Raw genomic sequence first — 15,575 nt, 5'->3', positions numbered from 1 at the left:
GGCAGGGTACGGTTCGGACATGAACCGGATCAGGGTGGCCGTAGTTTTCGGCGGACGCAGCAACGAGCACACGGTGTCGTGTGTGTCGGCCGGTGCAGTGCTGCGGAACCTCGATCCGGCGCGTTTCGACGCGGTGCCGATCGGGATCACCACCGAGGGCACCTGGGTGCTGGCCGGCGATGACGCCGCCGAGCTCGGCCGGCACGACCGGACCCTGCCCTCGGTCACCGGCGGCGGGCGGGAACTGATGCTGGCCGCGGATCCGAGCCGGGCCGGGACACTGGTCGCGTTGGACGATCCGCGCACCGCGCTCGAAGCCATCGATGTGGTGTTCCCGGTACTGCACGGAGCGTTCGGCGAGGACGGCACCGTGCAGGGCATGCTCGAACTGGCCGGTATTCCCTATGTGGGGCCGGGGGTGCTGGCGAGCGCGGCCGGTATGGACAAGGAGTTCACCAAGAAACTCCTCGCCGCCGACGGCCTGCCGGTCGGCATGCAGGTGGTGTTGCGGCCGGGCACTGTCACCGTCACTCCCGCGGAGCGGGAACGGCTGGGCTTGCCGGTGTTCGTCAAACCCGCGCGCGGCGGTTCCTCGATCGGCATCACCAAGGTCACCGACTGGGCCGATCTCGACGCCGCGATCGCCGCCGCGCGCGCCCACGACCCGAAGGTGATCGTGGAGGCGGGCATCGTGGGCCGCGAGGTCGAATGCGGGGTGCTGGAATTCCCGGACGGCCGGGTGGAAGCCAGTGTGCTCGCCGAGATCAAGATGCCCGAGGACCTGGCCGATGCCGACGCCGGTGAGAAACCCGGTCCCGCCTTCTACGATTTCGATACCAAATACCTCGATGACGTCTGCGAATTCGATGTCCCGGCCAAACTCGACGACGAGGTGTCCGACGAGGTCCGCGAGATGGCGGTGCGTGCCTTCCGCGCGCTGGACTGTCAAGGCCTGGCCCGCGTCGATTTCTTCCTGACCGAGGACGGCCCGGTCATCAACGAGATCAACACCATGCCCGGGTTCACGCCGATCTCGATGTATCCGCGGATGTGGGACGAGACCGGGGTCGGTTACGGGAAACTGCTGACCACACTCGTGGAAACGGCCCTCACCCGCGGTACCGGGCTGCGCTGACCGCGCTCAGTTCGGCAGCTCGCCCGGGTCGAGCGGGCGGGCCGGCAGCTGCGCGGTGACGGTATCCGATACCGCCTGCAGCGGTGTCGGGCCGGACCTGTCGGGAACCGTGAGGGCGATATAGGTTTCGCGGTCCACCGCGAACCAGGTGGCTGTGGCGGCCGCGTCGTCGCGTATTTCGAACCACTGGACGCCGTTGACCACCTGTAACGGGGAGGCCCGGTGGAATTCCAGAGGGCGGTCGAGTCCGCAGCGCAGCACGATCGGTTCGCCGCCGTCGGGTAGCTGCCAGGCCGTCGTCGCCGGCGGTACCGGTTCGACGAGGGCGGCACGGGTGTACTCGCCGAGGTCGGCGGGCAGGGCGGGCAGCAGGGTGGCGCAGGCGGGACCGTCGGCCGCGGGCGCCGGCACCGGACCCAGCGCCAGCGGTTCGCGTTCGACCGGTGTGCGCGCGGCGATGAACGCCGCGACCACCACGCCGATCAGCAGGGCGATCGGCAGCGCGACCGCGGTCGCGATCAGCGCGGGCGGATACCCGGTGCGTTCGGCGCCGCTGCCGTCCGGGGTATCGATGTCGTTGTCCGGCGATGTCCCCGGCATCCTCGGCGGTCCTTTCATCAGCGCGTACGTGGGGCGGGGCACCGGCGGGAGTCCCGGCCGCCGCGCCTGGTCATCGGGCACAGGGTACCGTCGTGCGGGAAACACCGGAGTATCGGCCGGGCGCGCGGCATCGGGGCTCCGCGGCGTCCGGGGTACAGCAGGGCCGCGTTCCGCCGACGGACATACGGCCCGTTGCCCGGGCCGAGCGGCGGCGGCCGGTGCCGCCGGTGGTAGCAGCGAGTGAGGAAGGTCCCACGATCGATACAGGACCCACGGTGCGCGACGTGGGCGAATTCGCCCTCATCGCCCGGATCAACGCGGGCCGGGAACAGGGGCCCGCTGTGCAGTTGGGCCCCGGTGACGACGCGGCCGTACTGGCGGCGGCGCGCGGGCGCTATGTGGTGAGCACGGATATGTTGATCGAGGACCGCCACTTCCGGCTGGACTGGTCGGCCGCCGAGGAGATCGGCCGCAAGGCGATCGCCCAGAACGCCGCCGATATCTACGCGATGGGCGCCGAACCGGCCGGCTACGTGGTGGGCCTCGGGGTACCGGAACGGACCCCGGTGGATTTCGTGCTCGGACTCGCGGACGGGTTCTGGGCGGAGGCGTCCCGCGCGGGCGGCTCGGTCGCCGGTGGGGATATCGTGCGCAGTCCGCAGGTGGTGATCTCGGTGACGGCATTCGGTGATCCCCTGGGTGAGCAGCCGGTGACCCGGTCCGGGGCACGGGCCGGTGGGTTCCTCGCGATCGCCGGGCGGCCGGGCTGGTCGGCGGCCGGTTACGCCGTACTCGCGAGGGGGTATTCGCCGGAGTCCGGCCCGGGCGTGACGACGGCCGTCGCCGCGCACCGTGCCCCGCGACCCGCCTACGACCTCGTCCGCGCCGCCGTGACCGGCGCGCATCCACCAATGGCGCTCACCGATATCTCCGACGGGCTACTCGCCGATATCGGGCATCTGGCCGAATCCTCGGGAGTCGCCATCGATGTGCGTGCGGCGGCACTGCACGATACCGAGCTCGAGGAATGCGCCGATTTCCTAAAAGCCGATGCGCGGCAATGGATCCTGACCGGAGGCGAGGACCATGTGTTCGCCGGGGTCTGGCCGGCCGGGTCGCCGGCGCCACCTGGATGGACTGTGATCGGCGATATCGAGGCCGGTCAGGGGGTGACCGTGGACGGTGCGCGGTACCGCGGTCCGCAGGGCTGGGAAGCGTTCTCCGGGACGGACTCGGCGAATGTCGGCCACTCACGATAGGTTGTGCGGTCATGAGCACGAAACCACTCGTGGAAATCATCGATCCGGGCTGGGCGAAGGCACTGGATCCGGTCGCCGACCGTATCGCGGAGATGGGCGAATTCCTGCGTGCGGAGAACGCCGCGGGCCGCGGGTATCTTCCTGCCGGGGAGAACGTACTGCGTGCTTTCCAGGAGCCGTTCGAAGACGTCCGGGTGCTGATCGTCGGCCAAGACCCCTATCCGACCCCGGGCCACCCGATGGGACTGAGCTTCTCGGTGGCGCCGGATGTTTCGCCGGTACCCCGCAGCCTGGCCAACATCTTCGCCGAATACACCAAGGACCTGGGCCATCCCACCCCGAGTTGCGGCGACCTGAGCCCCTGGTCGCGCCAGGGTGTGCTGATGTTGAACCGAGTCCTGACGGTATCGCCCGGCAAACCGGCCTCCCATCGCGGCAAAGGTTGGGAAAAGGTCACCGAGCAGGCGATCGCCGCACTGGTGGCGCGCGACGAGCCGCTGGTGGCCGTGCTGTGGGGCCGGGACGCCGCCTCGCTGAAACCGGCGCTGGCCGCCGCGGAGGTGCCCAGTATCGAATCCGCGCATCCGTCACCGCTGTCGGCATCGCGCGGGTTTTTCGGCTCGCGTCCGTTCTCCCGGGTCAACGAACTGCTGGACGAACTCGGCGCCGAGCCGGTGGACTGGCGCCTGCCCTGAGCGGGCGTCGAAAGAGAAACAAGATAGAGGAGCACACCATGAAACTGCGCGGCATCACTGCCTCGCTCGCACTGGGCGCCGCCCTGTCGGGTGCGGCCGGGGCGACGGCCGGAGCGGCCCCGCTGACGCTGGAACCGATGAGTCCGGCGACCGAGCCCGCGGCCCCGATCGCCGAGGATTTCACCTCGAGCGGCTCGTCCACGATCTCGGCCTCGGTGAACGCCAAGGGCGCCTGTCTCTTCCAGCGGACCCTGAGCGCCATGGATCTGGACTGCTGATTCGGCCGTTCGTACGGCGTAACGCCCGCATATTTGCGATGCTGAAAATCGTGAGTAATGCGAACAATCTGCTCGATCCCGTCCGGCTGCGGGTACGCGGCCGAGGCGGGATCGAGCTCGTTGCGGACCGATACGGCCCGCCGGACGGCCCGGCCGTGCTCTTCCTGCACGGCGGCGGCCAGACCCGGCATTCCTGGAAACAGACCGGTGCGCGACTCGGCGCGGCGGGGATCCGGGCGGTCACACTGGACGCCCGCGGCCACGGCGACAGCCAATGGGCTCCCGATCGTGATTACCGCTACGAGGCCATGGTCGGCGATGTACTCGCGGTGCTGGAACAACTCGGCGGTGGCCCCGCGGTGGTGGTCGGCGCCAGTATGGGCGGTATCACCGGGCTACTGGCCACCGCGGCCTCGGGGGGAGACGCGATCGGCGCGTTGGTCCTGGTGGATATCGTCACCCGGCCCGAGCCCGAAGGCGTCAACCGGGTGCTCACCTTCCTGAGCAGAAACCCCGATGGATTCGCCACGCTCGACGAGGCCGCGGACGCCGTGGCCGACTATCTCCCACACCGGCCACGGCCCAAATCCAACGCGGGACTGCTGCGTAACCTGCGTGAACGCGACGGCCGCTGGTACTGGCACTGGGATCCGGGCATTCTCGGCGACAAAGCCGCCGACCCCGACGAAATGGCTCGCACGCTCGAGGGCGCGGCACGGGCACTCGATATTCCGGTCCTGCTGGTGCGGGGGTTGCGATCGGATGTGGTGAGCGCCGCGGGCGCCGCGGAATTCATGGAGCTGGTGCCACACGCCGAGTTGGTCGAGATCGGCAATGCCGCGCATACGGCCGCCGGCGACGACAACGACGCGTTCACCGAGGCGGTCGCGAAGTTCGTCACCCGGTCTCGCTGACCGGGACCGGGCGCGGTCGGCGCGATGATCCCGCGCCGCCGGGCCGGGGGCGGTCAGCTCAGCCCGGAATAGTCCGGGGCGCGTTTGGCGAGGAACGCGTCCACCCCCTCGCGGCCGGTCGGACTGCCCGCGGCCGCTCCCATCGCATCGCGTTCGGCGTCCAGTTGCTCGCCGAGCGTGGCGGTGGCCGACCGGCTCAGCAAAGCCCGGATCGAGGCGTAACTCGCGCGTGGCCCGCGCGCCAGGGTGCGAGCCAGTGCGCGGGCGTCGTCGCGGACCGTCTCGTCGCTGTCGGCGATACGCGCCAGGATCCCGAGACGCTGGGCCTCCGCGGCATCGAGTACGGCGTCGGTGAGCAGGATCTCGCGGGCTTTGGCCGCCCCCACCAGTCGGGGCAGCGTCCACGACATACCCCCGTCGGGGCTGAGCCCGACACCCGGATACGCGGGACGCATCCGGGTGCCCGGCCCCCCGATCGCGATATCGGCGACACAGACCAGGCTCATTCCGGCACCGGCGGCCCAGCCGTGCACCGCGGCGACCACGGGCACCGGTGCGCTGTCCAACGCCCGGACGAAAACGTGCAGGGTATCGGCGAGTTGGTACAGGTGCGCGGAACGGTCCTGCGCCGCGGCGAAATCGCGCACATCGCCACCGGCGCAGAAGTTCGGCCCCGCGCCGGTGAGCAGGACGGCACCGATATCCGATCCCGGGTCGGCGAGGGCGGCGGTGCCCGCCGCGACCCCGGCGAAATCCAGGGAGGTGCCCTTGGCTGCGGTGGACAGGGTGATCTCGAGGACCCCGTCGTCGATGCGGACGTATTCGGCTTCGGTGCTCATCGTCGCGACATTACTGGGCGCGGCCGGACCGGGATATCGCCGACGGTCGCACCATCCGGATCTCGGTGGCCGTGGTGAAACGTTCGGCGCGGGCGGTGCCGTCGGGGACGAAACCGTATTTGGTGTAGAAGGCACGGGCCCGGGGATTGTCCGCGAATACCCACAGCGAACAGGAGCGCTCGGGTTCGAATACCGCGTCCAGCAGGGCTTGGGCCAGTCCGCTGCCGTACCACTCGGCACGGACGTACATGGCCTGCAGTTCCCGCTCGGCGACCGGGGGATCGTCGCGGGGCGGGCCGTAATGGGTGAACCCGGCGATCTCGGGTCCCGATTCCGCGACCAGGATTCGCCCGGAATGGTTGCCGGCGATGCGCTCCCAGTTCGCGGCGCGGCGATCGATATCGAAGGCGGCCAGCACATGGTCGGGAACCAGGCCCCGGTAGGCCTCACGCCAGCAGGCGATATGGCAGGCGGCCAGGGCGCGGGCGTGGTCGGGACGCAGTGCGGCGAGTGTCCAGGGGGCGTCCGCGCTGCGCGGAACGCTGGTGTCGCTGTTCGTCCGGTGCTCCTTCCGGAAAGCGATACGACCTCGCCCCGGCTCCACGCAGGAGCCGGGGCGAGGTCGTATCGAAGAGCTGTGTGCCCGACGGGTGAACCGGTCGCCCGGTGATCAGCCGCGGACCACCTTGCCCGCCTTCAGGCAGGAGGTGCACACGTTCATCCGGCGGGTATTACCCGGGGCGACCTGCGCCCGCACGGTCTGGATATTCGGGTTCCAGCGACGATTGGTGCGCCGGTGCGAATGCGAGACCGATTTACCGAAGCCGGGGCCTTTGGCGCAGACGTCGCAGACGGCAGCCATAGTCGCGAACTCCTTCATGTCATCATGGGGGACCTGCCACCGGTATAGCGGTCGATCCTGATCAATGTCGTCATGCCCACCGACGAGCATCGGCGGATTCGATGACCATCGGACAGCGCCGACCGATAACGGCCGCGCCAGGCAACCCTGCAAGGGTAGCCCGACCCGCTGCGATCCACCAAACTGGGGTTGATCCATCAATCCGGAGCCTACCCGGCGGATCCACGCGCGGCGTCGTTCGTGTGGCCCGTCCCGGGTCGCGGTGTCGGGATCGGCCGCTAACCTGGCCTTCGACTGCTCCGACGACGAGGAATGAGGTGACGGTGCCCGAAACCCGGCAGGTGAGCGGCGACGGTTCGTCGGCCACCGGTTCCGCCGACGGCGGGCTGGGCGGGGCCGAACTTCTGGACTGGGGCCGTCGGTGTGTGTGCGCGCTCGAACAGCGGCGCGTGGAGATCGATGCGCTCAACGTCTTCCCGGTACCGGATTCCGATACGGGTACCAACCTCCTGGCGACGATGCGTGCCGCAGTCGCGGCAGCGCAGCGCCTACCGGCGGACGCCGATGGGGACCCCGGCCGGTCGTCCGCCCACCCGGTGGCCGTGGCATTGGCCCGGGGCGCGACGGCCGGGGCGCGGGGTAACTCCGGAATCATCGTGTCCCAGGTACTGAGGGGTTTCGCGGACGCGACGGTGGACGCCGGGCTCACCGAATCGACCTATCGAGCCGCGTTGGCGGGGGCGGCCGAACTGGTCCGGGGCAGCCTGAGCGATCCGGTGGAGGGCACCATCCTCACGGTTCTCGACCGGGCGGGGGCCGCGGCGCACGGCTGCACCGAGCCCGGGCTGGCGGCGGTGGTCCGCGCCGCCGCCGACGCGGCGGCGCGGGCGCTGGAGGACACCCGCGACCAGTTGCCGGTGCTGCGCGCGGCCGGGGTGGTGGATGCCGGTGCGCGCGGGTTGCTGGTCCTGCTGGACGGGCTGGTCGGCGTGGTGACCGGCGAGACCCCAGTACGGGCCGAGTATCGGGCCGCCGCGTTCCGCACGGCGTCGGCCGGGCCGGGAGCGGCGCACCGCTACGAGGTGATGTACCGGATCGACGGGGCTCGCGCGGATCTCGCCGCCGAACTACGTTCCCGGCTCGCCGCCCTGGGGGATTCGGTGGTGGTGGCCGCCGACGGTGCCGGGGGCTGGTCGGCACATGTGCACTGCGCGGACGCGGGTGCGGCGGTGGAGGCCGGCCTCGCCGTGGGGCGCCCGGTCGCGATCCGTATCGAGCATCTGATCGAGGACGCCGACCATGGGGACGGCGCGAGCACCGGGCCCGGCGACCCGCGCGCCGGTGGCGCCGTGGTCACCGAGGTGCGCGAGGCGGCGGACAGTAGGCAGGTGCACGACCGGGCCGTCCGGCGGATCAGCGGACGCCTCGGTGAACCCGCCGATCGCGGGGTGCTGGCCGTCGCGTCCGGTGCCGGCGCCGCGGCACTCTTCGAGGCGGGGGGCGCGGTGGTGCTGAACGCCGAACAGACGCTGGAATCGGCGGTATTGCTCGCCGCCGTCCGGCAGCTCCCGCATCGGGAAGTGCTGGTACTCCCCAACGGTGCGCTGCCGGCCCACGAACTCGTGGCGGTCGGCGCGGCGGCCCGCGACGCTCGCCGGGACGTGCTGCTGCTGCCGAGCGCGAGCATGGTCCAGGGCCTCGCGGCCCTGGCGGTACACGATCGGGCCCGGATCGCCGTGGACGATGCCTTCACCATGTCCGAGGCGGCCGCGAGCACCCGCTGGGGCGCGCTGCGCCGGGCCCGTGGACGCGCGCTCACCATGGTCGGGACCTGCGCGCCCGGCGACGGGCTCGGCCTGGTGGGCCACGATGTGGTGGTGATCGACCGGGATACCCGGGCCGCCGGGCAGACCCTGCTGGACCGGATGCTCGGGCTGGGCGGTGAACTGGTGACCCTGCTGGTCGGCGCGGCCGCACCGGACGGTCTCGCCGACGATCTCGCGCGGCATATCGGTGACGAATTCCCCGGGGTGGAGGTCACGGTGTATGCCGGAGGCCAGCAGGGCGACCTGATACAGATCGGTGTGGAATGAGTATCCGCCGGACCCGCCGCCGCGGGCCGTGGGGACAGGAGTAGCGCGATGGCGACACTGAGCGACCGGCTCGACCATCTGCTCGGCGCGAAGGCCGCCGCGACGCTGGCGGACGCGTTCGATATGCACACCGTGGAAGATCTGCTGCGCCACTATCCGCTGCGCTACGCCACCCAGGGGCAGCCGCTCACCGAGGAGGCCCCGGAGGACGGGGCGCACATCACCGTGATCGGCCGGGTCACCAAGGCTGATCTGCGGCCGATGCGGCAGCGGCGCGGGTCACTGCTGAAGGTGGTGCTCGATACCGGCGGCGGGCGCGGCGTGGATGTCACGTTCTTCAACGGCGACAAGGTTAAATACGCGGTCCGGCAGGGCGTCCGGGCCATGATGTCGGGCACGGTCAACTACTGGCGGCCCGGTCAGTGGAATCTCAGCCATCCGGGATATCTGATCCTGCCGGAGGCCGACGACGAGGAACCGACCCTGACCACCGTGCGCGGCGGGGGTGAACTACGGGGGATCGCGCAGAGCGCGAAGGGCGCCGGCGGCGTGGATATGTCTTTCTTCGATCGGGAGTTCATCCCGGTCTACCCGGCGACGGCGAGGGTGCAGAGCTGGGAGATCCTGGCCTGTGTCCGGCAGGTTCTCGATCAGCTCGACCCGCTCGCCGATCCGCTGCCCGCCGCCGTGCGCGACGAACGGGAACTGATGCCGGTGGGCGATGCGCTGCGCCTGATCCATCTGCCCGAACGCACCTCCGATATCGAACGCGCCCGGGAACGGCTGCGGTTCGACGAGGCGCTGGCACTGCAACTGGTCCTCGCCGAACGGCGGCACGAGGTGGCGGGCCGTACCGCGCGGGTCTGCCCGCTGCGCACGGACGGAATCGTCGCCGCCTTCGAGGAGCGGCTGCCGTTCGAACTCACCGCGGGACAGCGCGGGGTCATCGGCGAGATCTCGGCGGATCTGTCCCGGGAGCAACCCATGCACCGGCTGCTGCAGGGCGAGGTGGGTTCGGGTAAGACCGTCGTCGCGCTGCACGCCATGCTGCAGGTGATCGACGCGGGTCAGCAGTGTGCGCTGCTCGCGCCCACCGAGGTACTCGCCGCCCAGCACTATCGGTCGCTGCGGGCGATGCTGGGCGACCTCGGGCAGGCGGGGGAGCTGGGTGCGGCCGAGACCGCCACCCGGGTGACCTTGGTGACCGGTTCCATGCCGGCCGCGGCGAAACGAGCCGCATTGCTCGCCGCGGTGACCGGGGACGCGGGCATCGTGATCGGCACCCACGCCCTGATCCAGGACGCGGTCGAATTCTTCGATCTGGGCCTGGTGGTGGTGGACGAACAGCACCGGTTCGGGGTGGAGCAGCGTGATGCGCTGCGGGCCAAGGCGAAATCGGGTTTCTCCCCGCATCTGCTGGTGATGACCGCGACCCCGATCCCGCGCACCATCGCCATGACCACCCTGGGCGACCTGGAGACCTCCACGCTCGCCGAACTGCCCCGCGGGCGTTCGCCCATCCAGTCGAAGGTGGTACCGCGCCGGGTGCATCCCAACTGGGTGGACCGGGCCTGGGAGCGGATCACCGAGGAGGTCGGCGCGGGCCGGCAGGCCTATGTCGTGTGCTCGCGGATCGGTGACGACGAAGACGGTTCCGGGGCACGGGGTAAGAAAGCCGCGGAGAAGGAAGCTCCGCCGACACAGGCCGTGGTCGATGTCTTCGACCGCCTGCGCACCGGACCGCTCGCGCGGCTGCGGATCGGGCTGCTGCACGGACGGCTGCCGTCGGATGAAAAAGACCAGGTGATGCGCGACTTCAATGCCGGCGATATCGATGTGCTGGTCTGTACGACAGTGGTCGAGGTGGGCGTGGACGTGCCGAACGCGACCGTGATGGTGATCGTGGACGCCGACCGGTTCGGGGTGAGCCAGCTGCACCAGCTCCGGGGCCGCATCGGGCGCGGTGCACATCCCGGGCTGTGCCTGTTGATCACCGACGCCGCACTCGGGGGTCCGGCGATGACCAGGCTGGAGGCCGTCGCCGCCACCACCGACGGATTCGAGCTCTCGGTACTCGATCTGCGGCAGCGCCGCGAGGGCGATGTGCTCGGCGCGGCGCAGTCGGGGACCACCCGGTCGCTGCGCCTGCTGTCGCTGCTCGACGATCTGGAGGTCATCACCGCCGCCCAGGAGCTGGCCCGCACGGTGGTGGAGCAGGATCCCGGGCTGACCCGGCACCCCGGGCTGGCGGCGATGATGCACGCTGCCGTCGATTCCGAACGCTTGGAATATCTGGCCAAATCCTGATCGGCGTACCTGGGAACCGGGCCGGGACACCCGGCGTCAAACCTGGCAACGGTAAAACGCCGAAGGAAAGGATCAGGTCTCATGGGGGAAAGACAAGGGTGCCGGGCGGTGCGGCGGGGGCCGTCCGCACCGGCCCGGATCCGGCCGGTGCTGCGCGTGGCGCAGGCCTGCCCGCACTGTGTGGCCCGGCGGACGAAACGCCGGGAACCAGGAGCCGGGGAGCTGGAGGGCTGAACGGTCCGGGTCGCGGGTGGCGCGGCCCGGACCGGGAATTCAGCGGACGCCGTGGGCGGCGGCCACCATATTGCGCAGAGATGCCTCCACCTCGGCCGGGCCGCGGGTCTTCAGGCCGCAGTCGGGATTGACCCAGAGACGTTCGGCCGGCACCGCTTCCAGGGCCGCACGTAGGGACGCGGTGATCTCCTCGACACCGGGCACCCGGGGCGAGTGGATATCGTAGACGCCCGGTCCCACCCCGGCGGCGAAGCCGGAGGCGTTCAGATCGCCCAGTACCTCCATCCGCGAGCGGGCGGCCTCGATGGACGTGACATCGGCGTCCAGCCCGGCAATGGCGTCGATCACCTCACCGAACTCCGAGTAGCACAGGTGGGTGTGGATCTGGACGGAGTCGGCCACCCCGGAGGTGGCCAGCCGGAAGGCATGCACCGACCAGTCCAGGTACGCCTGCTGATCGGCGTCACGCAGCGGGAGCAGCTCCCGCAGCGCGGGCTCGTCGACCTGGACGATGCGGATACCCGCGTTCTGCAGATCCACCGTCTCGTCCCGGATCGCCAGGGCCACCTGCCGGGCCGAATCCGCCAGTGGCTGGTCGTCGCGGACGAAGGACCAGGCCAGGATGGTGACCGGGCCGGTGAGCATGCCCTTGACGGGTTTGTCGGTGAGCGACTGCGCGTAGGTGATCCAGTCAACCGTCATCGCGGCCGGGCGGGAGACGTCACCGAACAGGATGGGCGGGCGCACGCAGCGGGTGCCGTAGGACTGCACCCAGCCCAGATCGGTCGCCGCGAATCCGTCCAGCTGTTCGGCGAAGTACTGCACCATATCGTTGCGTTCCGGTTCGCCGTGTACGAGGACATCGAGCCCGAGTTCCTCCTGCAGGGCGACGACCTCGCCGATCTCCGCCCGCATCCGGCGCACGTACTCGGCCCGGTCGATCTCCCCGGACCGCAGTGCCGCCCGGGCCAGCCGGATGGCCGAGGTCTGCGGGTAGGAGCCGATGGTGGTGGTCGGCAGCGGCGGCAGGTGCAGACGCTCCCGCTGCAGGGTCCGGCGCTGGTCGGCGGGAGCCCGCCGGGCGGCGTCCGGGCCCAGCGCGGCGAGTCGCGCCCGTACCTGCGCATTGCCGATCCGTGGATCGGCGCGGCGGCTCGCGGCGGCGGCCCGGGCGGTCTCCAGTTCCGCGGCGACCGCCTCGGTGCCGGAGCTCAGTCCGGTCGCCAGCACCCGCACCTCGGCGGTCTTCTCGGCGCCGAAGGCGAGCCAGGAGCGCAGTGCGTCGTCGAGTCGAGTCTCCACCTCCAGCGAGTACGGGACGTGCAGCAGCGAGCACGAGGTGGAAACCGCCAGGGCCCCTACGCTGCCCAGCAGCGTGGCCAGCGTCGACAGCGCACCGTCGAGATCGGTGCGCCAGACATTTCGACCGTCGACCACGCCCGCGACCAGCAGTTTGTGCGACAGAGCGGGGACCGCCGCCACCGCGGCGACCTCGGTGCCGGCGACCAGATCGACGGCGATACCTTCGACATCGGTGGTGGCCAGCGCTTCCAGCGCCGCGCCCGGATACCCGAAATAGGTGGCCACCAGCACCGCCGGCCGCCGCCCCGCCGCGGTGAGTTCGGTGTAGACCCGCCGGACCGTCGCCAGTTCCACCGCGGTGAGATCGGTGACCAGCGCGGGTTCGTCGAGTTGTACCCAGCCCGCGCCCGCCTCGGCGAGCAGCCGCAGCAATTCCCGGTACAGCGGGATCAGTTCGTCGATCCGGTCCAGCGCCGCGCCGTCGGTGGTCTTGGCCAGTTTCAGGAAGGTGACCGGTCCGATGATCACGGGCCGGACCGGTACGCCGAGTTCGATCGCTTCGGCCACCTGCGCCAGCAGATCTTCCGGATGCAGGCCGAATTTGGTGTCCGGGCCGAGTTCGGGCACCAGGTAGTGGTAGTTGGTGTCGAACCACTTGGTCATCTCCAGCGGTTCCACCGACTCGGTTCCGCGCGCGGCCGCGAAATAGCGGTCCAGCCGATCCTCGATCCCGGCGACCCGCTCGGGTAGGGCGCCGAGGAGAACGGCGGTGTCGAGCATCTGGTCGTAGTAGGAGAAGGTGCCGACGGGGATCGAGTCCAGTCCGGCGGCGGTCAGTTCCGCGTACTGGTCCCGGCGCAGCGCGCGGCCGGTCTCGTGTAGTCGCGCCGCGTCTATCCGGCCCGCCCAGTAGGACTCGGTCGCGCGTTTCAGTTCCCGGCGCGGCCCGACCCGGGGGAGTCCGAGAACCGTTGCGGTGAACGGGGTGTGCGAAATAACAGTCACGGTGTTCTCCAGTGCTGAAGTTCGACGGCCGTCGCCGTTCCCGGACGCACGGCACCGATGAGACCCCGAACGACCCGGCCGTGCGGTCGGGTCGGTTGTCAGCACTGGTGGCGGCGCCCGCTCCACGAGGCGACGACCACCGGATACGGCGTATCCGGTACAACCGGCAGGTCTTCGGACTCGCGGGCACCGGCCGGTCGGCCGACCTACTGGCCGTCGCTTCCCAGGCGTTGCTGCCCAGTGCTGATGACGGCGGTCGTTCCTGCTCACCGCTGCGGGACAGTTCCGGATTTCCACCGGATTCCCTCTCACCCGCGTGGTGCGGGCTTCGGCGCCGGGGGCGGACGTTCGGGGCTCCTCGTCGTCCGGCCGGCGGACCAGCTGCGGGTTCCACCATAACGCGCCGGCACGAGCGGTCCGCATCTCCCCGCGCGGCACGGGCGCGGGCGGCGGTACGTGGTGCGGCAGCGACGCGTTTGCCGGTGGTGATCACGTACCCGGAATAGCGGGGTATTGGCTGGGGTTCCGGCACCGCGCCGCAGGGGGCCGCGGGTGGTGAGATATGACGGCACGGTGAACTCCTTTTCGCACCCTTGCAATACCCCCTTGTGAAAACTCTGCGAAGTGGACTTCGCTGTCGATCCTGGGTGTGACGCCGGGTACGTTGGTTCAATGTTCTCGAAAGTCTTGGTTGCCAACCGCGGCGAAATCGCCATCCGAGCCTTCCGTGCGGCGTACGAGCTCGGTATCGGAACGGTTGCCGTCTTCCCGCACGAGGACCGTAATTCGGTCCACCGCCTGAAGGCGGACGAGGCATACGAGATCGGCGAGGAAGGTCATCCGGTCCGGGCCTACCTCTCGGTCGACGCCATCATCGAGGCGGCGAAGACCGCGGGCGCCGACGCCATCTACCCCGGCTACGGGTTCCTCTCGGAGAATCCCGATCTGGCCGCCGCATGCGCGAGGGAGGGCATCACCTTCATCGGACCGTCGGCCGAGGTTCTCGAATTGGCGGGCAACAAGGCCCGCGCGATCGCCGCGGCGCGCGCGGCCGGGCTGCCGGTCCTGGATTCGAGCGCACCCTCGGCCGACGTGGCGGAGTTGCTGACGGCCGCGGAATCCATGGAGTTCCCGATATTCGTGAAGGCCGTCGCCGGTGGCGGCGGGCGCGGTATGCGCCGGGTGGCCGAGCGGTCCGGGCTGCGGGAAGCGATCGAGGCGGCCTCGCGCGAGGCGGAGTCGGCGTTCGGTGATCCGACGGTGTTCCTGGAGCAGGCCGTGGTGAACCCGCGGCATATCGAAGTGCAGATCCTGGCCGATACCCAGGGCAATGTGATGCACCTGTTCGAGCGGGACTGTTCGCTGCAGCGGCGGCACCAGAAGGTGATCGAGCTGGCCCCGGCCCCGAATCTGGATCCGGAGTTGCGGGACCGGATCTGCGCGGACGCGGTGGCCTTCGCCCGGCAGATCGGGTACAGCTGTGCGGGCACGGTGGAATTCCTGCTCGACGAACGCGGTAAACACGTGTTCATCGAGATGAATCCGCGGATCCAGGTGGAACATACGGTGACCGAGGAGATCACCGATGTGGATCTGGTCCAGTCGCAGTTGCGGATCGCGGCCGGGGAGAGCCTGGGCGATCTGGGGCTGAGCCAGGACAAGGTGACCATTCGCGGTGCGGCGCTGCAGTGCCGGATCACCACCGAGGACCCGGCCAACGGATTCCGTCCCGATACCGGCCGCATCACCGCCTACCGCACCCCCGGCGGCGCCGGTATCCGGCTCGACGGCGGCGCGAATCTCGGCGCGGAGATCGGTGCCTATTTCGATTCCATGCTGGTCAAGCTCACCTGCCGCGGCCGGGACTTCCCGGCGGCGGTGGCGCGGGCCCGGCGGGCGCTGATGGAGTTCCGGATCCGCGGTGTCACCACCAATATCCCGTTCCTGCTCGCGGTACTCGGCGACGACGATTTCACCGCCGGCCGCATCACCACATCGTTCATCGACGAGCGTCCGGAACTGCTGGCCACCCGCGAATCCGCCGACCGCGGT

Annotated in this window: 13 protein-coding genes and 1 riboswitch; of the genes, 8 read left to right on the top strand and 5 right to left on the bottom strand. The window is 70.1% G+C overall.

What is annotated here, in order from left to right; translation table 11 throughout:
• Nucleotides 1–19: 19 nt before the first annotated feature.
• The gene (locus NGR01S_RS26085; RefSeq protein WP_063041354.1) at nt 20–1,135 is read left to right on the top strand and encodes a D-alanine--D-alanine ligase family protein; all 1,116 of its coding nucleotides are present in this window, start codon (nt 20–22) and stop codon (nt 1,133–1,135) included.
• Between the two features lie 6 nt (nt 1,136–1,141).
• On the opposite strand, the gene NGR01S_RS26080 is transcribed toward NGR01S_RS26085, so the two are convergent.
• Nucleotides 1,142–1,735: a DUF3515 domain-containing protein gene (locus NGR01S_RS26080; protein WP_063041524.1), complete on the bottom strand. Its 594-nt coding sequence runs from the start codon at nt 1,733–1,735 to the stop codon at nt 1,142–1,144.
• A 275-nt stretch (nt 1,736–2,010) separates the two neighbouring features.
• On the opposite strand from NGR01S_RS26080, the gene NGR01S_RS26075 reads away from it, so the two are divergent.
• From NGR01S_RS26075 to NGR01S_RS26060, 4 genes are read left to right on the top strand one after another with little or no spacing between them, the layout of a single operon-like run.
• Complete coding sequence (locus tag NGR01S_RS26075; RefSeq protein ID WP_218020830.1) at nt 2,011–2,994, top strand: thiamine-phosphate kinase; 984 nt, start codon at nt 2,011–2,013, stop codon at nt 2,992–2,994.
• An 11-nt stretch (nt 2,995–3,005) separates the two neighbouring features.
• Nucleotides 3,006–3,689, top strand: a complete 684-nt coding sequence (locus tag NGR01S_RS26070) for a uracil-DNA glycosylase (protein ID WP_063041352.1) — start codon at nt 3,006–3,008, stop codon at nt 3,687–3,689.
• A gap of 38 nt (nt 3,690–3,727) precedes the next feature.
• Nucleotides 3,728–3,967, top strand: a complete 240-nt coding sequence (locus NGR01S_RS26065; protein ID WP_063041350.1) for a hypothetical protein — start codon at nt 3,728–3,730, stop codon at nt 3,965–3,967.
• A 50-nt stretch (nt 3,968–4,017) separates the two neighbouring features.
• Entirely contained in the window at nt 4,018–4,881 is an 864-nt protein-coding gene (locus NGR01S_RS26060) for an alpha/beta fold hydrolase (protein WP_063041520.1), read from the top strand.
• A gap of 53 nt (nt 4,882–4,934) precedes the next feature.
• On the opposite strand, the gene NGR01S_RS26055 is transcribed toward NGR01S_RS26060, so the two are convergent.
• The 3 genes from NGR01S_RS26055 to rpmB all read right to left on the bottom strand — a co-directional run bounded on the left by NGR01S_RS26055 (nt 4,935) and on the right by rpmB (nt 6,582).
• Nucleotides 4,935–5,720, bottom strand: a complete 786-nt coding sequence (locus NGR01S_RS26055) for an enoyl-CoA hydratase/isomerase family protein (RefSeq protein ID WP_063041348.1) — start codon at nt 5,718–5,720, stop codon at nt 4,935–4,937.
• A 10-nt stretch (nt 5,721–5,730) separates the two neighbouring features.
• Nucleotides 5,731–6,324, bottom strand: a complete 594-nt coding sequence (locus NGR01S_RS26050) for a GNAT family N-acetyltransferase (RefSeq protein WP_245664786.1) — start codon at nt 6,322–6,324, stop codon at nt 5,731–5,733.
• A 66-nt stretch (nt 6,325–6,390) separates the two neighbouring features.
• On the bottom strand, nt 6,391–6,582 hold the full coding sequence (gene rpmB, locus NGR01S_RS26045; RefSeq protein ID WP_011210730.1) for a 50S ribosomal protein L28: 192 nt from the start codon (nt 6,580–6,582) through the stop codon (nt 6,391–6,393).
• 386 nt (nt 6,583–6,968) lie between these two features.
• Here rpmB and fakA point away from each other — a divergent pair, with 386 nt between their 5' ends.
• Both fakA and recG read left to right on the top strand, forming a co-directional pair.
• Nucleotides 6,969–8,675, top strand: a complete 1,707-nt coding sequence (gene fakA, locus NGR01S_RS26040) for a DAK2 domain-containing protein (protein ID WP_063041516.1) — start codon at nt 6,969–6,971, stop codon at nt 8,673–8,675.
• A 48-nt stretch (nt 8,676–8,723) separates the two neighbouring features.
• Nucleotides 8,724–10,982 (top strand): ATP-dependent DNA helicase RecG, encoded by a 2,259-nt coding sequence (gene recG / locus NGR01S_RS26035; protein WP_063041346.1) that lies wholly within the window; start codon nt 8,724–8,726, stop codon nt 10,980–10,982.
• A 273-nt stretch (nt 10,983–11,255) separates the two neighbouring features.
• On the opposite strand, the gene metE is transcribed toward recG, so the two are convergent.
• Nucleotides 11,256–13,523 carry a 5-methyltetrahydropteroyltriglutamate--homocysteine S-methyltransferase gene (gene metE, locus NGR01S_RS26030; protein WP_063041344.1) on the bottom strand — a complete coding sequence of 756 codons (2,268 nt, stop codon included), beginning with the start codon at nt 13,521–13,523 and terminating at the stop codon, nt 11,256–11,258.
• 168 nt (nt 13,524–13,691) lie between these two features.
• Nucleotides 13,692–13,830: riboswitch (cobalamin riboswitch) on the bottom strand.
• Nucleotides 13,831–14,195: 365 nt separating this feature from the next.
• On the opposite strand from metE, the gene NGR01S_RS26025 reads away from it, so the two are divergent.
• On the top strand, nt 14,196–15,575 hold a 1,380-nt coding region (locus tag NGR01S_RS26025), incomplete at its 3' end, for an ATP-binding protein (protein ID WP_245664784.1).

The organism is Nocardia grenadensis NBRC 108939, from assembly GCF_001613445.1.
Classification (GTDB): Bacteria; Actinomycetota; Actinomycetes; order Mycobacteriales; family Mycobacteriaceae; genus Nocardia; species Nocardia grenadensis.
Note: the sequence above shows the minus strand (reverse complement) of the source record. Positions and strands in the feature narration are given on the sequence as shown.